At 40.0% G+C, this 20360-nt stretch carries 22 protein-coding genes; 20 read left to right on the top strand and 2 right to left on the bottom strand.

The genetic code is table 11. The features are described from left to right. Positions 1–106 precede the first annotated feature (106 nt). The 6 genes from JI665_RS06650 (at position 107) to JI665_RS06625 (ending at position 6089) form a co-directional block, all read left to right on the top strand. Positions 107–688: a TerD family protein gene (locus JI665_RS06650; protein ID WP_206838003.1), complete on the top strand. Its 582-nt coding sequence runs from the start codon at positions 107–109 to the stop codon at positions 686–688. Between the two features lie 88 nt (positions 689–776). Further along, positions 777–1550 carry a TerC family protein gene (locus JI665_RS06645; RefSeq protein ID WP_206838001.1) on the top strand — a complete coding sequence of 258 codons (774 nt, stop codon included), beginning with the start codon at positions 777–779 and terminating at the stop codon, positions 1548–1550. A 125-nt stretch (positions 1551–1675) separates the two neighbouring features. Next, positions 1676–2887 carry an HpcH/HpaI aldolase/citrate lyase family protein gene (locus tag JI665_RS06640; protein WP_206837998.1) on the top strand — a complete coding sequence of 404 codons (1212 nt, stop codon included), beginning with the start codon at positions 1676–1678 and terminating at the stop codon, positions 2885–2887. Then, on the top strand, positions 2817–4196 hold the full coding sequence (locus JI665_RS06635) for a phosphoribosyltransferase family protein (RefSeq protein ID WP_244671120.1): 1380 nt from the start codon (positions 2817–2819) through the stop codon (positions 4194–4196). Before JI665_RS06640 ends, JI665_RS06635 begins: the two co-directional genes overlap by 71 nt. Beyond that, complete coding sequence (locus JI665_RS06630; protein ID WP_206837995.1) at positions 4183–5289, top strand: cysteine protease StiP family protein; 1107 nt, start codon at positions 4183–4185, stop codon at positions 5287–5289. The genes JI665_RS06635 and JI665_RS06630 overlap by 14 nt, the downstream gene beginning before the upstream one ends. After that, entirely contained in the window at positions 5289–6089 is an 801-nt protein-coding gene (locus JI665_RS06625) for an HAD family hydrolase (protein ID WP_206837994.1), read from the top strand. Before JI665_RS06630 ends, JI665_RS06625 begins: the two co-directional genes overlap by 1 nt. On the opposite strand, the gene JI665_RS06620 is transcribed toward JI665_RS06625, so the two are convergent. Further along, positions 6086–6334 carry a hypothetical protein gene (locus JI665_RS06620; protein ID WP_206837991.1) on the bottom strand — a complete coding sequence of 83 codons (249 nt, stop codon included), beginning with the start codon at positions 6332–6334 and terminating at the stop codon, positions 6086–6088. The two genes, JI665_RS06625 and JI665_RS06620, sit on opposite strands and share 4 nt — an antisense overlap. Positions 6335–6618: 284 nt before the next feature. On the opposite strand from JI665_RS06620, the gene JI665_RS06615 reads away from it, so the two are divergent. The 7 genes from JI665_RS06615 to JI665_RS06585 all read left to right on the top strand — a co-directional run bounded on the left by JI665_RS06615 (position 6619) and on the right by JI665_RS06585 (position 13196). Continuing rightward, positions 6619–8256, top strand: coding sequence for a YceG family protein (locus JI665_RS06615; protein ID WP_206839281.1), 1638 nt, complete (start codon positions 6619–6621; stop codon positions 8254–8256). 2 nt (positions 8257–8258) lie between these two features. Further along, on the top strand, positions 8259–9365 hold the full coding sequence (locus JI665_RS06610) for a toxic anion resistance protein (protein WP_206837989.1): 1107 nt from the start codon (positions 8259–8261) through the stop codon (positions 9363–9365). Positions 9366–9416: 51 nt separating this feature from the next. Beyond that, positions 9417–10028 carry a TerD family protein gene (locus JI665_RS06605; RefSeq protein ID WP_206837987.1) on the top strand — a complete coding sequence of 204 codons (612 nt, stop codon included), beginning with the start codon at positions 9417–9419 and terminating at the stop codon, positions 10026–10028. Between the two features lie 234 nt (positions 10029–10262). Next, entirely contained in the window at positions 10263–10964 is a 702-nt protein-coding gene (locus tag JI665_RS06600) for an anthrax toxin lethal factor-related metalloendopeptidase (RefSeq protein ID WP_206837984.1), read from the top strand. 108 nt (positions 10965–11072) lie between these two features. Next, positions 11073–11867, top strand: coding sequence for a thymidylate synthase (locus tag JI665_RS06595; RefSeq protein ID WP_206837982.1), 795 nt, complete (start codon positions 11073–11075; stop codon positions 11865–11867). Next, positions 11864–12349: a dihydrofolate reductase gene (locus JI665_RS06590; RefSeq protein WP_206837979.1), complete on the top strand. Its 486-nt coding sequence runs from the start codon at positions 11864–11866 to the stop codon at positions 12347–12349. Before JI665_RS06595 ends, JI665_RS06590 begins: the two co-directional genes overlap by 4 nt. Before the next feature lie 115 nt (positions 12350–12464). Next, entirely contained in the window at positions 12465–13196 is a 732-nt protein-coding gene (locus tag JI665_RS06585; protein WP_206837976.1) for a lysophospholipid acyltransferase family protein, read from the top strand. A 48-nt stretch (positions 13197–13244) separates the two neighbouring features. Here the strand turns inward: JI665_RS06585 and JI665_RS06580 are convergent, their stop codons facing one another. Continuing rightward, on the bottom strand, positions 13245–13481 hold the full coding sequence (locus JI665_RS06580; protein WP_206837973.1) for a hypothetical protein: 237 nt from the start codon (positions 13479–13481) through the stop codon (positions 13245–13247). A 172-nt stretch (positions 13482–13653) separates the two neighbouring features. Here JI665_RS06580 and ilvA point away from each other — a divergent pair, with 172 nt between their 5' ends. The 7 genes from ilvA to JI665_RS06545 all read left to right on the top strand — a co-directional run bounded on the left by ilvA (position 13654) and on the right by JI665_RS06545 (position 20264). Continuing rightward, the gene (gene ilvA, locus JI665_RS06575; protein WP_206837970.1) at positions 13654–14922 is read left to right on the top strand and encodes a threonine ammonia-lyase IlvA; all 1269 of its coding nucleotides are present in this window, start codon (positions 13654–13656) and stop codon (positions 14920–14922) included. A gap of 146 nt (positions 14923–15068) precedes the next feature. After that, complete coding sequence (locus tag JI665_RS06570; RefSeq protein ID WP_206837967.1) at positions 15069–15266, top strand: twin-arginine translocase TatA/TatE family subunit; 198 nt, start codon at positions 15069–15071, stop codon at positions 15264–15266. Between the two features lie 97 nt (positions 15267–15363). After that, a complete protein-coding gene (gene tatC / locus JI665_RS06565) occupies positions 15364–16101 on the top strand; it encodes a twin-arginine translocase subunit TatC (RefSeq protein WP_206837965.1) in 738 nt (245 codons plus the stop codon). Between the two features lie 89 nt (positions 16102–16190). Further along, positions 16191–16442 carry a DUF2535 family protein gene (locus JI665_RS06560; RefSeq protein WP_206837962.1) on the top strand — a complete coding sequence of 84 codons (252 nt, stop codon included), beginning with the start codon at positions 16191–16193 and terminating at the stop codon, positions 16440–16442. Between the two features lie 141 nt (positions 16443–16583). Further along, on the top strand, positions 16584–17429 hold the full coding sequence (locus JI665_RS06555; protein ID WP_206837961.1) for a DegV family protein: 846 nt from the start codon (positions 16584–16586) through the stop codon (positions 17427–17429). A gap of 154 nt (positions 17430–17583) precedes the next feature. Then, positions 17584–19200: a sensor histidine kinase gene (locus tag JI665_RS06550; protein ID WP_206837959.1), complete on the top strand. Its 1617-nt coding sequence runs from the start codon at positions 17584–17586 to the stop codon at positions 19198–19200. An 83-nt stretch (positions 19201–19283) separates the two neighbouring features. After that, positions 19284–20264, top strand: a complete 981-nt coding sequence (locus JI665_RS06545) for a nucleoside hydrolase (protein WP_244671119.1) — start codon at positions 19284–19286, stop codon at positions 20262–20264. The last annotated feature ends 96 nt before the right edge of the window (positions 20265–20360 follow it).

Raw genomic sequence — 20360 nt, 5'->3', positions numbered from 1 at the left:
TTGAAATAAATCCTGGAATATGAAAAAATATTTTTATGGATTATGAAACTTTTCATGATTTATAGCGTAAATACATTTATTCTACATAATGGAGGTTTGAGTTGAAATGGCAGTAAGTTTATCAAAAGGACAAAAAGTTGACTTAACAAAAACAAACCCAGGTATGACTAAGGTAATAGTCGGACTTGGATGGGACACAAATAAATACGATGGCGGAAATGACTTCGATTTGGATTCTTCCGTATTCCTGCTTGGAGACACTGGGAAGGTAACTTCTGAAAGCGACTTTGTTTTCTACAACAATACTACAGGTGCTAATGGTTCTGTTGTACATACTGGAGATAACCGTACAGGTGAAGGGGATGGCGATGACGAGCAGGTGAAAATTGACCTGGCTAATGTGCCTGCAAACATACAGCGTATTACGTTCACTATCACGATTCATGACGGAGAAGCACGCAATCAGAACTTTGGACAGGTATCAAATTCCTATGTGAGGATCCTGAATGAAGATACAGGCGAAGAGTTGATCCGCTATGACTTAGGTGAAGATTTCTCTATTGAAACTGCCCTGGTAGTTGGAGAACTTTACAGACATAACGGAGAATGGAAATTCAGTGCGATTGGAAGCGGATATCAGGGCGGATTGGCTGCACTGGCAAAAGATTTTGGTTTACAGGTTGGATAAATAAGAGGTATATTTGCTTAATAAGGCTCGGCAATGCCGGGTCTTTTATGTGAATGAAATAGTCATCATCCGGGGGGAATAAATTAGAATGGAAATCTTAGAATCTATAATGCATACATATTCCCAGTTTTTTAACTGGGAAATGTGGGTTGAGGCTTTATCAAAGCCGGAAAGCTGGGCACTGATAGGGACACTTGTCATTTTAGAAGGCTTATTGTCTGCTGATAATGCACTCGTACTTGCTGTGATGGTAAAACATCTGCCGGAAAAACAGCGTAAGAAAGCACTTTTTTATGGTTTGTTAGGTGCTTATTTCTTCAGATTTATTGCCATTGGAATCGGTGTATTCTTAATTGAGTTCTGGTATATTAAGGTGTTGGGTGCAGCCTATTTAGCCTGGCTTGCAATCAAGTATTTTATTGATAAGCGAAAAGCCGAGCAAGACGGTGATGAAGAGGCAATTGAAGGGATTAATCAGAAAGGCTTATTAATTCGCCTTTTCGGTACTTTCTGGGGTACAGTCATTGCAGTTGAATTAATGGATATTGCTTTTTCAATAGACAGCATATTGGCTGCGCTTGGAGTGAGTCAGGAAATCTGGGTGCTGTTAATAGGAGGCATGCTTGGAATTATCATGATGCGTGGTGTAGCAGGAGTATTCTTAAAACTGATTGACAGGGTACCCGAACTGGAAACCAGCTCATATATTCTGATCCTTCTTATTTCTGCTAAGATGATTGCCAGTGCGGCTGGAATTCATATTGACCATATTTATTTCTTTATTGTATTGGTTATCGTGTTTGCTATTACATTTATTGTTCATGCAAGGAATGCAAAAAAGGAAGCTGCAGATCAGGGCTGAACTTAATATCTTAATTGCTCTACGATTAAAAGGGAACAGACACATGTCCGCTCCCTTTTATTTTTATCTTTTTTGGGTGGAAAAGGAAGAAAGTAGTATTTAAGTGAAGGAATGGAGCTGCAAAAATGAGACTATTTTCCGATCTTCCGGATGAAAAAATAAATCAGGTGTTTTACAAAAAGCCGGGCCATTTTAACAAGAGGTCAGGCAGGGATCTTTTAGCATATGCACTTGGAGCAACGTTATATATGCCGGCAACAAGGCCTAATATTCATCAGGATCTGCTCTCCAAAAAGCATGCAGGCCTTACATCCATGGTCATATGCCTTGAAGATGCAATTGGTGATGATGAAGTGGAAAAGGCAGAAGACCTGCTGTCTTTGGAATTGGAAAATTTGAGCTCGGACCTTGCGAAGGGGCTTTGTGAAGAAGAAGATCTCCCTTTGATCTTCGTGCGAATCAGAAGCTATGATCAGCTTATTAGACTCAAAAGCAGAATTCCCAATGGCATGCATCTTCTTACTGGCTTTGTCCTGCCAAAGTTCTATCCGGCTGAAGGAAGCAGAATTTTAACTGAAATTGAAAAGCTTAATTCTTATGGTTATTGTTTATATGCCATGCCGATTCTGGAAACGAAAGAAATCATTCAAAAAGAAACAAGGCTTGATGAATTAATCGGCATTAAGAAGGTTTTGGACCAATATTCTGAACTGATTTTGAATGTGCGGATTGGTGCCACTGATTTTAGCGGGCTATATGGAATACGCAGAAACTCAGATACTACTGTATATGATATTGCTGTAATAAGAGATTGTATCTCAGATATCATTAATATTTTTCTGCGTGGGGACCAGCCATATGTCATCTCAGGCCCGGTATGGGAATATTTCTCCTCAAAGGAGCGTCTTCTGAAGCCTCAAATAAGGCAGACGCCATTCAGGGAACGTCTTGGGCAGGATGGGCTCAAAATGAGGACGGACTTAATTGATCGGCATATGGACGGATTAATAAGAGAAATCTCTATGGATATTTCAAATGGCTTAACTGGAAAAACCATTATCCATCCAACCCATATCAGGCCTGTACAGGCATTGAATACTGTAACCCTTGAAGAGTATTTGGATGCACAGAGCATCGCCGGTCAGGCCGGCGGAAAAATAGGGGTTATGAAAAGTGATTACCAAAACAAAATGAATGAAATTAAACCCCATTTATATTGGGCTAAAAAAATATTATTAAAATCAGAAGTATACGGGGTGCTGCAGGATGAGATCACATACATTGACCTTCTCAAAAACGAAACATTCAATTCAGATACTCAACTCGTTAACCGTTGATATTCAGATAACCGATAACCCTTATGAGCTTGCGCCTGAAGATTTGTTTGTCATGGCCGCAAGAATAAATAAAAAAAGATCCTTTTTATTTGTCAGCAAAGTACTCGGGAAACATATTCCGATTAATCCCCAAATCGGACTCCTGACAGGGGAACTGCTTGCCAGCCGTTATATGGAAAAGGTAAAGAAGGTGGAGACAGGAAAGACCGCTGAGCTTCTATCTGCTTTTAAAAACGGTCCAGGCATTAAAAACAGCAGCCCTTTTATTCATGAAGACCATAACCCTGTCATTATCGGTTTTGCCGAAACAGCAACGGCACTTGGACATGCTTTCTTTCAATCATTCAAACGTGCCGATTACTTTCACACAACAAGAGAACAGCTGATTAATAAGAATTCTGTCATAACATTTGAAGAAGAACATTCCCATGCTACTTCCCACAGATGCTACACAAATGAAAGCCTTTTGGATAATAAGAGAGAGATCATTCTTGTTGATGATGAAATGACAACAGGAAAAACAGCTATTAATATCATCCGATCCATTCATGAACGCTTTCCCAGAAAGATTTATACAGTCGTCTCTATTCTGGATTGGCGTTCCCTAAAAAACCAGATTCTGTTTGATGATCTTGAAAAAGAATTGGGCATTATTATTCACAGTGTGTCTCTTCTAAAAGGGGAGATCGACGTTAAGGGTTCCCCTGAAGTGCATGAAAGTCAGTCATCTGATGAACTGAAAGGAAATGATGGGCTAATTTCCTATATTCATATAAATAATGAATTCCCTGAACTATTAAGCCCGATGAATGAGCCTTCTGCTGCTCTAAGCGGTGAAATCAGAACTATTCCTTATTTAAAAGATTCTGGCCGTTTCGGGCTGGATGCAAAACGCCAAGCCAGATTAAGTGTGTCATTAGCTGAGATCGGCCAATACCTATCAGGTAAACGGGATGGCAGGAATACGCTATGTCTTGGAACAGGGGAGTTTATGTATATCCCTATGAAACTTGCCTCGTTAATGGGGGAAGGCGTAAAATTCCACTCAACAACACGCAGTCCCATATTTGTAAGTAATGATAATGAATATGGAGCCAAATACGGCATTTCCTTTCAAAACCCTGAAGACCCTGAAATGGCACAATTTGTTTATAACATTCCAGAGGACTATTATGAAGAACTATTCCTGTTTTTCGAAAGAGAGCCGGAAAAAGATTCACTTATGCCTTTTATCAATCAATTAAAGAAATATATAAAGAATATAAAAATAGTTTGCTTTAATGGGGGTGAAAGAAATGAATATAATTGAGGAAAAATTTGGTTCATATAGTAAAGATGACGTTGTATTTTTACTGAAGGATTTAAGCGGATATTCACTTGAAGGATCCATTGAGCAAAGGGAAAAAAACATTCAGTCCGGTCAGCATTATAGTGAAACACTTCCTATTGAATACCAGCCTCCTGAAAATTACCTTTCCCTGTTTTGGGAAACACTTGATGAATACAAACGAAAAACAGCATTGTCCACAGGAGTGGTTTCTGAACAAATTTGGAAGCAAAAAGGAGAAAATGCGGTTTTAGTTTCCCTGGCCAGAGCAGGGACGCCTGTCGGTATTCTAATAAAACGGTATCTTTATGAAGTATATGGAGTAAGATTGCCGCATTACAGCATTTCCATTATCAGGGACCGGGGAATCGACGAAAATGCGATAAAGCATATCTTAAATTCACATCCTGGCTGCAATATTCAGTTTGTGGATGGATGGACAGGCAAAGGGGCTATTTCCTTTGAATTAACCAAGGCCTGCAGACAATTCCATGAACTTTATGGTGTTCTTCTCGATGACACTTTGGCCGTTCTTGCGGATCCAGGCTTTTGCACAACACTTTATGGAACAAGGGAAGACTTTCTGATTCCAAGTGCCTGCCTCAATTCTACTGTTTCAGGATTGGTCAGCAGAACAGTATTAAATGAATCTTTAATTGGTCCGGAAGATTTCCATGGCGCAAAATATTATAGTGAGCTTGAGGAAGCAGATGTTTCTAACCATTATCTCTCAGCGATTACAGAGGAGTTCTCGGCTGTTAAACAGGAAGCAGCTGAACTTGCGGCCACTATCGTGAGAAGCCCGGGAGAAGCAAGTTTTAAAGGAATGAAAGAAGTTCAGAGAATACAAGAGGAATTTAAAATTGAATCCATTAACTTTGTAAAGCCGGGAGTCGGAGAAACCACCAGAGTTCTTTTGAGAAGACTTCCGTGGAAAATCCTGATGAAAGACCCGGAAAGCCCATATGTTCGCCATATTGTTATGCTGGCCAAGGAGCGGAATGTCGAGATTATTCATTATCCTGAAATGAGCTACACATGCTGTGGATTAATTAAAAAGACGGGAGAAGAATAATGAGGATGTTTGCTTCAGATCTGGACAGGACTTTAATCTACTCAAATAAAGCACTAGCTGATTTTGGACAGGCAGAAGAAGAAAATTTAATAGGTGTTGAGCGTAAAGATGGCAGGGAAGTAGCCTTTATGACTTATGAGGCTCTCATGATGCTGAAAGAGGTTTCCGCTCACATTCTTTTTGTGCCTGTTACAACGAGAACATACCAACAATATAAGCGTATTTTCCTTTTTCAGGATGACTTTAACATTCCGTACACTGTCACATCGAATGGAGCAAATATCCATTATAATGGAAAACCTCTTGAGGAGTGGTCAGGCATAGTCCGAAAGCGTCTAAAGGCAGAGTGTGCAGTGCTTGAGGAAATGATGGACAGGTCTCAATGCCTGGAACTGAACGGAAAAATAAAAACGGCTGAAAATCTTTTCTTTTATTATATTCTGGATGAACAAATAACCGCAGCAGCCCAAGAGGAAATAGTAAGACTGACTGAGTCTTATGGGTGGAGGATATCCCTTCAGGGGAGAAAACTGTATTTTATGCCAAATCCCATCTGTAAAGGCGAGGCGGTAAAATTTATTAAGAATCGGGAAGGAATTAATATTGTTTTTGGAGCAGGTGATTCAGTTCTGGACCATGATTTTTTAAAGTTCTGTGATTTCCCATACGTCCCAAACCATGGTGAGCTGGCAGCTAATCCAGCCCTCTCACATCCTTACTTGATTTCTAATAATTTAGGGGCAGCAGCCGGGGAAGAAATTCTAAATGATATTTTAAATAATATTAAAGAAAGAGTTTAGTCCGGCTGGTCCCTCAGCCATTTTTTTAAAACGATAAATAAACAGATGCAAAAAGTATAGCATCCTGTAAAGACTAAGCTGCTGATGGCAATAGACTGGTAATTGGCAAAAGTGAAAATGGCAAGGATTAATGACAATAAAAAAATGTCCATAAAAACAAAAGAACTTGAACATAACATATTCCTGATTATATCCAGATCATGATCGATCCCCTGATATCTCACTCTTCGAAATAGCAGCCTCATACTGATTCACCTTCCTTCACAGAGTACTCCAATTTATGCGGGGACAGGAATAATGGTGATTGAGGTTATTCAGCTATTAAAAATACTGCTGAACTGAAACTTTCTTACTGTTAAATCGTAAAGAAATTAAACCATTTTAGAAAAAGGCTGTATTCCTATGATATGATGGTAATAAGTTTACATATTATTTCCCGGTCCCATTATCCGGGAACTGAAACGCCATTTTTGAATGAAATGATAAGAATGCATCTTTCGCTCATAGAGGGAAGGGATATAAATTGAACTTGTCGTACAGTCAAATCAAAACTCACATCTTAAAGGTTACATATGAGAATTGGACCTCACACTTAACCAAGCCCAATCACGAGCGTGAAACTTACAGAGAGGAACAGCAAACTTTGCATATAGGCCAGATTGTTGCCAGGTTTCTTGGGGTTCCGCTCGATGAAGATGAATATTATAATCATCTTTTCGATCTTATTTACACAGAGAATGCAGGGCTTCACCTTTTGAGTGAAGAACATCTGGATAAGACCATTAATAATCAGCAGTTCCAGGCGATACAAAAAGTCCTGAACATAAACCGTGAACAGGATTTATCCATAAATCGCTTTGCTGCTTTCCTTGATGGGGAACAGCTGCTGCTTAAATCATCCTCACCTTCTATGCACAGGAAGATAAGAGAAGCGATGATCAGTATGCTGAAACTTTTTTCTGAACATGAACCAGCCGGATTAAAAAACCAGGATATCCGAAGAGTGCTTGTAGATGTGATTAAGTGGTCCACTAACCATTTGGGGACAGAACTTAAAGATATTGACCCTAAAATGGCCATGCCAAAAATCCTATGGTACGGCAATGGGACAAAGAGTCATTATTATTTTTTGTACTACTTAATTCAAATCGGGTGCGATATTCTTTATTTTTCTCCTTCAGGGGAAGATCTTCCGGCAAAAATGGATCCGGTGGTTCAGGAGTCTTTTGTTCATCATTACCCTGAAAAGAAAAAGCCAGAGCCCTTTCCCCAAGAAAAGAGAAGAAGGAGTGCTACAGTTGCCTATAGGGCCTCCAGGGAAATCGAAACGATACTTAACCATGAGGGTTCAGGACTATATAAACCCTGGCAGCTGCGGGATTATACACCTTCCTCTGTAACTCTGAAAACCACTTATGATGAGCTCTTTATTTTAATCAAAGAGAAAGCCATGATCCGCCCTAACTTCGAAGTGAAAGAAGGAAGGGTCATGATACCTTCCTTATTTTCAAAGGTCCTGGGTGTAAGCAGGAACCGCAAGGAATACTGGGATCGAATTCAAACAATCAGTCAGTATGATGAAAGTTTGCTGATAAGGAGATTTCCTTTTACAAATAGCGTCAACAATGATTTTCGGTTCCATTATCGCAATGCTCTTGACAGGGAAGGGAAACTTGACCCTGAAAAAATCATTGCTGGACATTATTGGAGGTATCAGCAGCTTCCTGGCGGCCTGCAAAATGGAATTGCAATGGCCATTAGGAATATGTGTGAACATCCGCGTTTAAAGCCGCTTTCCAGCGAATCGGAAGAAGAATTGAAGATTTATCTATTTAGCCAAAGCCTGCAGATCCCGCCGAGTATTCTAAAATTAATGCAGCAATTTGATTACTCGCAGGAAGTCCCTAAGATTATCCTTTATAACAACGAGCTGAACGGGACGATGGTAAGATCGGATGCCGCACTTCTTTTGCTGCTTAATCAGTTTGGACTGGATATTGTATTGTATAATCCTCCGGGCCATAACGACATTGAAAACTTCATTGAGGAAGATTTATATGATGTCCATTGGCTTGAGGATGTTGTTTTTGAACAGGAATTTAAGGAGCCTTCCTTTCTAAAGAAGGTTCTCTTTCAAGGCTTATTAAAAAATTTAAAGGGTGATTGAAAATGAATCCGACTAAAGCAACAGACTTGAATTTAACAACACAGGTGCAGGATGACAAATTAACTGAGAATAAGGTATCAGAAATTAAGCTTGCTTTAAGGCAGGAGCCTGAGGTGCAAAATTTGGCCAGGTCCATAGATGAGAAGGACCAAATTCAAATACTTGAATTCGGTAAAGAGCCTGCTGTCCAGATATCCCGCTTTTCAGATCAGATACTGGGCAACATGAGAACAACGAAGGTTGAAGATTCAGGTGAACTTTTAAAGCAGCTCGGCAGAATTATGGACAAATTTGACAAGAAGGATTTCGAGCAAGGATCAAAAGGAATCTTTGGCAAGCTTTTCAAGCGCGGAGAAAAGATGATTGAAAAGCTCTTCGGAAAATATCAGACAATGGGCGCGGAAATTGATAAAGTTTATGTTGAAATATCCAAATACCAAAGTGAAATGGTTGACTCCACAACCATGCTTGAACAAATGTATGAGCAAAATTATCAGTACTATCTGACTCTCGAAAAATATGCTGTGGCAGGACAGCTGAAAGCCGACGATTTAAAAGCCAATCAGCTTCCGCAGCTGGAAGCACGGGCGGCTCAGGGGGATCAAATGGCTTCGATGCAGCTGGATACATTAAGAAATGCCATCGAATTGCTGGAGCAAAGAGTCTATGATCTTGAAATGGCTAAAATGGTTGCTCTTCAGACTGCACCGCAAATCCGGCTGCTTCAGCGAGGCAATACCAAGCTTATCGGGAAGATTAATTCTGCATTCGTAACCACTATTCCAATCTTTAAGAATGGCCTGATTCAGGCAGTGGCAGCTAAGAGACAAAAGCTTGTTGCAGATTCAATGAGCGAGCTGGACAGACGGACAAATGAAATGCTTGTGCGCAATGCCCAGAATATTTCTAATCAAAGTGCGGATATCGCAAGATTGGCAGGCGGCCCGAGCATTAAGATTGAAACCATTGAGGAATCCTGGAATATCATCATGAAAGGTATGCAGGAGACAAAATCAATAGAAGAAGAAAACAAGCGTTTACGTGAAGAAGGAACCAGGAGACTGGAACAGCTGCAGGACAACTTTAAAAAAATGAAGCAGCAGGGTTAGGCAGCTGCTCATTTTAAATAAAATATAAATTATTGATGAGGTGGAATTGATATGGCAATAAATCTTCAAAAAGGCCAGCGTGTTGACTTAACTAAAGGAAATCCGGGATTATCTAAAATTATGGTAGGATTAGGCTGGGATCCAGTGCAAAAAAGTGGAGGCGGCGGTCTCCTGGGCTCTTTATTCGGAGGCGGCGGCGGTGCGAATATCGACTGCGATGCTTCTGTTATCATGCTTGGTGAAAATGGAAAGCTTAAGAGCAATAAGGATGTTATTTATTTCGGCAACCTAAAAAGCAGTGATGGAAGTGTCCAGCATACCGGGGACAATCTGACGGGTGCAGGAGATGGAGACGACGAACAAGTGCTGATTGATTTAAGCAGAGTGCCTGCTAACATTCACAAAATGGTCTTCGTTGTCAACATCTATGACAGCGTCAAGAGAAAGCAGCATTTTGGGATGATTCAAAATGCCTTCATCCGTGTTGTCAACTCAGGCAGCAAACAAGAGCTGATTCACTATAACCTGACTGATGATTACAGCGGAAAAACTAGTTTAATTGTTGGTGAGATTTATCGCCATGGAAGCGATTGGAAGTTTGCTGCAGTTGGCACTGGAACGGCTTCTCCAGGCCTGTCAGATGTTGTGCGTTCATACTCTTAATAAAGCTGACCATTGGCTGTGGCCCGAATTTACTCGGGCCCTTTTTGAATTTTCATTTTATTTTCCCATCATTTGTTTCCTTCAATTCTTTCATTCGTATGTTATAATTTTAATAGATTAACAGAACGGTAAAAAATTTTTTTCTCCATTCAGGCAGTTCCGCAGCTTAGACACTTCAAAGAGCTCTGTTGCCCGTAAATTATACATCTTAGATTAACAGAAGGGGCTTTTATAATGCGCAAAATGGCACTGACATTTACAATCATGATGGTTTCCCTTGCACTGCTGGGGAACTCTCAGGCTGCCATGGGCGGGATCAAACTAAAGGATTATCCGCACTCCTCCCAGCTTAAAGAGTTTCTCAGTTTAAAATCTCCACGACAGCTTGGCGACATTTTTATACTGCCGCTTGAACCTTTTGATGAGGGAGAGGCTGCTGAAATGATTTCCCGGGTGGATAATTTGCCCGCCTCCCTTCTGTCCAAAATAGAGGATGAAGATATCAGGGTGAAACTATTCGTAGGAAAGCTTACTGATAATCCTACAGCCCAGCACCTTGAAGGGGTAATTCCCCGCGGCTATACAGGGGGAACCACCTGGGATGATGTCCCGGGGATTGGCGGGTCAAAAACAGTCCTTGTTAAAATAGGATACAGTGATAAGGGGAAAGGCCATGGCTCCGTTAATCTGGAACTTCATGAACTTGCCCATTCTGTTGATCGCCATGTATACAATGGCATCCGTTTTAATCAGAAGTTTCTCTCTGTCTGGAAAGCTGAGAAAGCTAAATTGTTTCCGGGTAAAAATTATTTTCTTTCCTTCCCTGAAGAATATTTCGCTGAAGCTTTTGCCATGTATTTTGCAGGAGGGGAATCAAGGAAATTATTAAGTGTGAATGCTCCTAAAACCTATGAGTTTATAAACAAATTAAACTAAGTTTACCCCTGTTGAAAAAAACAGGGGTTTCTTAAAGTTTTATCCCATGTGAAACTTCCGGTAATTCGTGTACAATATCATTAAGTATTTAAAAAAGGTTGGGTTGAAATGAAACAATATTTGGATCTATGCAGGCATGTTTTGGAGAATGGTACAAAGAAAGAAGACCGCACGGGTACAGGAACAATAAGTACATTTGGCTACCAGATGCGCTTTAACCTTCAGGAAGGCTTCCCATTGGTAACAACAAAGAAATTGCATTTGAAATCCATTATTCATGAGCTGTTATGGTTTTTAAACGGTGATACAAATGTAAAATACCTTCGGGAGAATGGTGTGCGAATCTGGAATGAATGGGCTGACGAGGAAGGCAATCTTGGGCCGGTTTATGGTCATCAATGGAGATCATGGACAGGTGCTGATGGGAATACAGTTGATCAGATTAGCAGCCTGATTGAACAGATTAAAACAAATCCCGATTCACGCCGGCTGATTGTTAATGCCTGGAACGTTGGGGAGATAGAAAAGATGGCTTTGCCGCCTTGCCACTGCATGTTCCAGTTTTATGCAGCAGATGGAAAGCTTTCCTGCCAGCTTTATCAGAGATCTGCGGATGTTTTTCTCGGGGTTCCGTTTAATATTGCATCCTATGCTTTACTGACTATGATGGTTGCACAGGTGTGCGATCTGGAGCCTGGTGAATTCGTACATACTTTCGGAGATGTGCATATCTACCAGAATCATATTGACCAGGTAAACCTCCAGCTGAGCCGTGATCCCCGACCGCTTCCAAAAATGATTATTAATCCGGATGTGAAGGATATTTTCAGCTTTAAGTTCGATGATTTCCAGCTGGAAGACTATAATCCCCACCCTCATATTAAAGGAGTTGTCAGTGTATGATTTCTTTAATGTGGGCAATGGATGAGAATCGTGTGATCGGCAAGGACAATAAACTTCCCTGGCATCTGCCTGAGGATTTAAAGTTCTTTAAAAGAACTACGATGGGGCATCCGATTGCCATGGGACGAAAAACCTGGGATTCAATCGGAAGACCTCTGCCGGGGAGAGAGAATATTGTTATAACCCGCAATGAATCCTTTTCCTGTGAAGGGTGCACAGTTGTTAATTCGGTTGAAGAGCTTCTGAAGTACAGCGGTGTAAAGGAAGATGAAATCTTCGTCATTGGCGGTGCCGAGATTTTTAAAGCCATTCTTCCTGCAGCAGATCGTCTCTATTTGACTATGATTTATGATCAATTTGCAGGAGACACATACTTTCCGGAATTAGATATGTCAGAATGGGATCTCCTTTCAAGGGAGAAGGGCACCAGGGATGAAAAAAATCCATATGATTTTGAATTCCTCATTTATAAAAGAAAATAATCTAAAAAAGGCAGCTCGCTCCAGCGGGCTGCTTTTTTAGTAGAAACTGTGAACATATAGTGAAAAAAAACTGATTATTATATAATGTAAACCATCCCAAGACCTGGAGGTCATTATGCTTCGATTAATAATCTTTTTTCTGTATATGGGCGGATATTTGGTTTATAGCCTGCCTGCACTAACCCGCATGAGGAAAATGAATCCTGCGCTCCCTGTTGAGGAACGCGACCGCATTATCCATAATGTGCCTCAGAAGTGGGCCAGAGCAATAATGAAAATCTCAGGCTCTCAATTGAAAATTAAGGGGCAGGAATTGATTCCCGAAGGACCTGTTGTCATTGTTTGCAACCATGAAGGAGATTTTGATATTCCAGTCCTTCTTGCATCCATTGATAAACCTTTTGGTTTTATTTCAAAAGTTGAAGTTAAGAAAGCACCCATCATCTCTTCATGGATGGAAGTCATGAACTGTGTTTTTATTGATCGCAGCAATCGCAGCAAGGCTATCAATTCTTTAAAGGATGCTGCATTACTTTTAAGACAGGGGCACTCTCTCCTGATTTTCCCGGAAGGAACCAGAAGCAAGGGCGGGCAGGTAGCGCCTTTTAAAGTGGGAGGATTCCGGCTTGCACAGGATGCGGGTGTTCCGATTGTGCCAATTTCTATTAAAGGAACAGCCGATGTCTTTGAAAAGAATGGGAGACTTATAAAGCCTGCTAAAATAGAAATCCGGGTGTGTAAGCCAGTGAACTCTAAGATTGTTAAAGATTTGGATGCAAAGTTTCTTGCCCGGGAAGTGAGAGAAATAATCTGCAGCAGCCTTAAAGGCAAGAAGATCGCATCATAAAAAGAAGGCCCCTTTCAGTCAGGGGCCTTTTTTTAGCGGTTAATTAATTTAGAAATTGGGATTCACTAAATAATCTGTCAGCTTCTGAATCATTCCATGGTATTCTTTGGGATCGCAAAACTCTTCTGCTGTAAAGTTGGTTTTCACCCACTGTATTAATTCATCAGCACTGTTGAAGTACTCCCCGCTCGTGTCGCTTTTCCGAATCATATACCGGCCGTTATCTTCATCCAATGTTACTTCCACAGGCAAAGCACTATCCAGACTGCATAAAGAAAACTCCATTCCCGCACCCCTTTGAGATATAAATTAACTTTTGCTTATTATATGTCAGCTTCAGCGATTTCTACCCTTAAAATAATTCGAAAAATGTAAATTTTAAAAAAACCCGATTGAAAACATGATTTGTCATGGTATAATGTACAAATTAATAACTTGTAAAGAAGAGGGTGGCAAAATGGAACAGAAGGTAATGACAAAAAAATGGGTGCAGTTGGAAGATATTTTGATTGCATACCAGCAGCTAAAGGATATTGTTGCCCATACACCTTTACAGAAAAATGAACGTCTATCAGAAAAGTATGGGTGCAATGTTTATCTAAAAAGAGAAGATCTTCAGCATGTCCGCTCATTTAAGTTAAGAGGTGCCTACTATAAAGTTAAGTCTTTAACTGCAGTGGAACTGGAAAATGGTGTTGTCTGTGCAAGTGCGGGGAACCATGCACAGGGAGTCGCCTATGCTTGCAGGCATCTTGGAGTCCAGGGGAAAATTTTTATGCCGGCAACCACACCGAGGCAAAAAGTAAGTCAAGTGGAGCTGTTTGGAAGGGATTCAGTGGAAATCATTCTCGTAGGAGATACTTTTGATGACTCCTATTACGAAGCTCTTAAATGTGCAGAGGCGGAAAGCAGGGCATTTATTCACCCGTTTGATGATGAAATGGTGATTGCAGGACAGGGGACGGTAGCGGTGGAAATCCTTAACGACTGTGAGGAGCCTGCAGATTTTGTTTTTGCGAGTATTGGCGGAGGCGGATTAATGGCAGGACTGAGCACTTACATAAAAAGTATTTCACCGGAAACGCAGATGATTGGAGTAGAACCGGCAGGAGCACCGTCGATGAGTGAATCAATCAGGGTTCAAACAGTAGCACCTCTCGATGAAATTGATAAGTTTGTAGATGGAGCGGCAGTAAAATGTGTCGGTGAAAAAACCTATGAGATCTGCAATGAGCTGGTTGATGATATTTTTATGGTTCCTGAAGGGAAAGTGTGTACGACGATCCTTGAATTATATAATGAGCATGCGATTGTGGCTGAGCCTGCCGGTGCGCTGCCAATAGCCGCACTTGATATGTGCAGGGAGCAGATTAAAGGGAAAAATGTCGTATGTGTGATCAGCGGAGGCAATAATGATATTGGACGAATGCAGGAGATTAAAGAGAGGTCCTTGCTTTACGAAGGCCTGCTTTACCACTTTATTGTGAATTTTCCTCAGCGTGCGGGAGCATTAAGAGAGTTTCTTGACGAGGTTCTTGGCCCAACAGATGATATTACACGGTTTGAGTACACGAAGAAAAATAATAAAGAAAATGGTCCAGCCCTTGTTGGAATTGAGTTAAAGAATAAAGAGGATTATAGTGACCTCATTATGAGAATGAATAAAAAGGGATTCTCATACAAAGAGATAAACAAAGACAGTAACCTTTTTCATCTGCTGGTATAAGTACCCCGATGACTTTGCAGATTCATTTTTATTTACTATGATTTGTGACTGATATATGAATTTTTATGATATCTGTGACATTTCCTTTGAAAAGTACTATAATCGTATTAGATTCAGAAGGGAAGTACTTTAAAGGAGATGTGAATATGCTTTCAAATATTGGTGTTCCGGGATTAATTTTAATCCTTGTTTTGGCGTTAATCATATTCGGACCAAAAAAGCTGCCGGAAATTGGCCGTGCTTTTGGTGAAACACTTAGAGAATTCAAAAAATCCACACGTGACCTAACGAGTGACGTAATGGAAGAACTTGAACAGGATTCTAAGAAAAAAACGGTTAAATAAGGTGTAAGGATATACTTCTTGCGCCTTTTTGTTTTGGATTAAGATACAGCAGGCTGGTCCAAAGCCTGGCTTTTTATAAAATTAGCAGGAGAATTGTATGGAAGAAAAAGAGTTAAATTTAGTCGAACATCTGGATGAATTAAGAAAAAGACTCATTATAACGGCATCAGCATTTATCCTGTTTTTTATTGCAGGTTTTGTTTTTGTGGAGGATATTTATAAATGGCTGGTAAGAGACCTGGATGTCAAATTGATTGTCCTGGGCCCAAGTGATATTATCTGGGTTTACTTTATGCTTGCTACGGTTATTGCCGTTGCAGGGACAATTCCCGTTCTGGCTTTGCAGACTTGGCTGTTTGTCAAGCCTGCTCTGACAGCAGCTGAGCGGAAGATTTCTCTTTCTTATGTGCCGGCACTTTTTATTTTGTTCATTATTGGCCTTTGCTTCGGCTATTTTGTCATTTTCCCCACCGTATTAAGTTTTCTTGTTGAATTGGGTGGAGAAATGTTTGAGGCTAATTTCACTGCGGATAAATATTTCCGCTTTGTGCTTAATATGACTTTGCCTTTTGGAGTTTTGTTTGAACTCCCTGTAGTCATTATGTTCCTGACTTCACTAGGAATCATTAATCCTTATGTGCTAACAAAGATCAGGAAGTATGCTTATTTTGTCCTTGTCGTGATTTCGGTTGTTATATCACCTCCTGACTTCATGTCTGATATTCTTGTCACTATTCCGTTGCTTCTGCTTTATGAAATAAGCATCAACTTATCAAAAATTGTCTACAAAAGAAAGCTTAAAAAGGCAGAGAATTCAGATGAGGCTTCTTCATAAAAAAATTATTCAGATAGCATAATCAGACACATTTCGAGCCGTATTTGGGGTATAATATAAACAAACGGGTGAAAAAGAGGATTGATATTTTGCTATTTAAAAGCCTAGAGTTCAAAAATGCTGTTGGACAGAAGGTAAAAATTATTGAAATTCCTGTATTGGCAAAAGATAACCCTTATTATTTTATGATCCAAGTCCGTTTGAAAACTTTTATTGCGGCCACTAACGCCAATGAAAAAACACTTAAGAACCATTCTTTTAGAGAATATCTAAAGCGAGTTTTAAAGTGGCCTGTTTATGAAGAGATTTTTAAGACTCCAGAATTAAAAAATAACGCTTAACAACATTGATGCCGGCAGCCAGCCGGTTTTTTTTTGCTGCTTGAGGAGGAGAAATACAAGCTTTGTATTTATTGCTTTATTTGTATTTTGCTTGAATGTATAATATGAACTAATTGTTAATGCAGGGGAAGTGAAAGCATAATGGCTAAAATAAAAATTGTTACAGATTCTACAGCTGATCTATCCAGCGAATTAATTGAAAAATTCGATATTGAAGTCGTCCCGCTATCTATTCACATTGAAGGAAATACATACTTGGACCGGGTTGATATTACTCCATCTGAATTCATGAGAAAAATGAAAGAAGCGAACGAGTTGCCTAAAAGCTCACAGCCTCCTGCGGGAGTATTCGCTGAGGTGTATGACAGGTTTGGTGACCAGGGCTATGAAATTCTTTCTATTCATATGACTGGCGGAATGAGCGGTACTGTTCAGTCAGCAGAAAGCGCGGCTGCTATGTCACATGCAAATGTTACAGTGATAGATTCCAGATATATATCCAAAGCACTGGCTTTTCAGGTTTTAGAGGCCGCAAAAATGGCCAGCGAAGGGAAAAGTATACAGGAAATTGTCAGCCGGCTGGAAACCATTCGCGGTAATACTAAATTGTTTGTAGTAGTGGATACATTGGAAAATCTCGTAAAAGGCGGAAGAATCGGCAAAGGCAAGGCCATGATCGGGTCCTTGCTGAATATAAAACCAATTGCCTCGCTTGAAGGCGGTGTATACACACCTGTCGCCAAAGTAAGAAGCCATACCCAGGTTGCCAAATATTTGGCCAAGCAATTTGCAGAGGATATCAAAGGGAAAACAATAAAGGGTGTAGGCCTTGTCCATGCAGAAGGCATTGAGTTAGCTTCAAAACTGAAGAAAATGATTGAAGAGCTGGATGCTGCTGCAGAGATTGAAATTGAAGAAACAACTCCAATTATCAGTACGCATACGGGACCAGGAGCTATTGGATTTATGTATCATCTGGAAGATTAATAAAACTAGCGCATGGCTAATCAGGCTATGCGTTTTTTTGCGGATAACTCTATGCCTGCTTTTTAAAACTTTGGCGTTTTTAAAGGATTTCAGCAGAATTTTGCCGAAAGAGGTTAGATAGCTACTTAGAATAAAAGGAATCGGTGACTGCTATATGAAGGATCAAATAAAAAATCTGCCTTTGTTCAGAAAAGTGCTGTTATTCTCCTTCCTCATTTCTTTTTTTGTCACGGTTTTTACAGCAGGTGTCAGCTTTATGGTTGAAAACCGGCAGCTGGAGAAGCAGCTTACAGATAGAGTGACAGACATGGCATCTCTTTGGAGTTCAGTTATAACATACGAAGATGTTGAAAAAGTTAAGGAAAATCACGATCCGTTACATCCTGCATATAAAAAGCTGCATCATCTTATTTCATTAGTGAATGAAAAGTCAGCTTATTCAAATGCATCACTGCTGATGCCGGAAAAAATTGATGATAACTCGATAAAATTATTGGTAACTTCCAAAAGCTTTAAAGAAATGGGCCTGGAATCTTTTTCGCTTTATTCAGCAAGTGACGATTTTATAAATGGTTTCACGAATGCTGTGCAGAAAAAAAAGGCTGTATCCAGTGAGGTTTATCAGGATCAGTTTGGCACCTGGATTTCTGCCTTTGCACCTATAGAGGACTCCAAGGGAAATATTATTGCCATTTTATGCATAGATATTGATGCAGCTGTGCTGAAATCGATTCAAAGAGATTTAGCCCTTTATTTATCTGGCTTGTTTTTAATCATTATCTTTTTAGTATATTTTGTTTTGAAAAAGGGTCTTAAAAAAGTATTAGAGCCAATTAATGATATTATTTCTGGTTTTAAGGAAGTCAGCAGCGGTAACTTTAACGTAAAGTTAAAGCCTTCTAATCAAGCAGATTTAGGCATTCTTTCTGAGAGATTTAACTTTATGACAACCCGGCTGGCTATCCTTTTTGAAAGGCTGTCCGCGACTTCCGAACAATTTGGGGCAGTACAAAGGAATATTTCCACTTCACATCGCTTTGAAGAAGCAATAGGGGAAATGGAGCATATCATGGAAAGGACAAAGATTCTTAAGGAGCTGCAAAGAGCTGAAAAGATGAACGCAATTGGCCAGCTTGCGGCTTCGGTCGCACATGAGATCAGGAACCCAATGACAGTGGTAAAAGGATTTCTCCAGATTTTTCTGGCTAAGGAAGAAATGACTGAAGAAGAAAAAATGTACATAAAGCTTATGATTGATGAGATGGAGAGAGCGGAAACAATCATAAACGATTATTTATCACTTGCCAAACCTGATTTAGAACAAGTAGAGTCTTTTAATGCCGGAGACCTTGCTGCAAGTGTAATTGATTTAATGAACTCATATGCCATGATGTCAAAAAATATATCTGTTGTTTCGGAGATCTCTGAAGGGATATGGATACTAGGGAATGCAAGTGAGTTAAAGCAGGTTTTGATCAATATATACAAAAACGGCATTGAAGCCATGAAAAATGGCGGCCGTTTGTCGCTGTCTGTATCCAGAGAAGGTAAATATTGTGTTTTTGAAATTTCTGATACAGGAGTAGGTATGACAAAGGAAGAAATGGACAGATTGGGGACCGCTTTTTATTCTTTGAAAGAAAAGGGAACTGGGATGGGCCTCCTGGTGTGCTACCAAATAGTCGACCGGATGAAGGGACGTATTGAGGTTAACAGTGAAAAAGGAAAAGGAACGGTTTTCCGGATATTCATTCCGCTGGCTACGGATTAATTTTATTAACTTTCATTCTATAATTGAAAATATTTGCCATTCTTGTTTATCCCCCGAATAAAATGAATTATGGGGGTGTAGGGTTGAAGAAAAAAAATGTCCTATTATTCAGTGACTTTGGTATAGATGATTTTGTTGCGGTGATCTTTGCCTTTTTCTCAGAAGAAATCAATATCGTTGGGATTGTTGCAGATTATGGAAATGTATCAAGGGAAGATGCCATCCGAAACGCTGCCTACCTGCAAGAAATAACTGGACACAAGGAAATTCCTGTATTCAGCGGAGCTGTTTTGCCGTTAACAGGGGAAGTTCCGGTGTATTATCCGGACGTCCACGGTATAGAGGGACTCGGCCCGATTATGCCGAATCTTGAGAATTCCAATAATATATTTGAAAATTTCGATGATTTCAAAGGCCTGATCCAGAAGTATGAAAATGATATGGTTATCATAAATGTAGGCAGACTTTCCTCACTGGCTGCGGCATTCATCCTTTACCCTGGACTCATGAGTAAAGTCAGTGACTTTTATATAATGGGAGGGGCATTCAATGTTCCTGGCAATGTGACTCCAGTGGCTGAGGCAAATTTTTATGGGGATCCGTATGCGGCCAATGTCGTGTTTACAAATGCACCGAAAAAAATTCATATTCTTCCTTTGGATGTAACGATGTCTGCAATCATTACACCAGCTATTGTCGACGCCCTTGATGCCTATTATCAGTCTGTGCAAAATAAAGTTGGCTTGCTTCTTAAGCCTATGGTTGATTACTATTTTAATTTTTATAAAGAAACTTACCCTGGCATAAGCGGCAGTCCCCTCCACGATTTGTTAACCTTTTGGGCAATTCTTGAACGAGCTGAAATTCAATATATGGATGTCCCTGTAAAAATAATTGTCAACAAAGGGGATGCATTCGGACAAAGTATTGGAGATTTTAGGCATGTACCTTCTGAAGATAAGATGAAATATCGGATTCATCGGATTGCTGTGCAATTTAATTATTCAAATTTTATCAGGACATTTTATGAGATAATGACCAATCATAAAACGAAAACACCCTGAATGGACGAGTGTTTTTGCGAATGTTTCCATCTTAGCCCGGAATTATTAAAAAAAGGGCAAAAGCTTCTATTCACAAGTTTGTCACAAGTACTTCTT

The organism is Bacillus sp. NTK034, from assembly GCF_017303275.1.
GTDB lineage: Bacteria > Bacillota > Bacilli > Bacillales > Cytobacillaceae > Cytobacillus.
The sequence above is the reverse complement of the archived record's forward strand: the minus strand, read 5'-3'. Positions and strand labels throughout refer to the sequence as shown.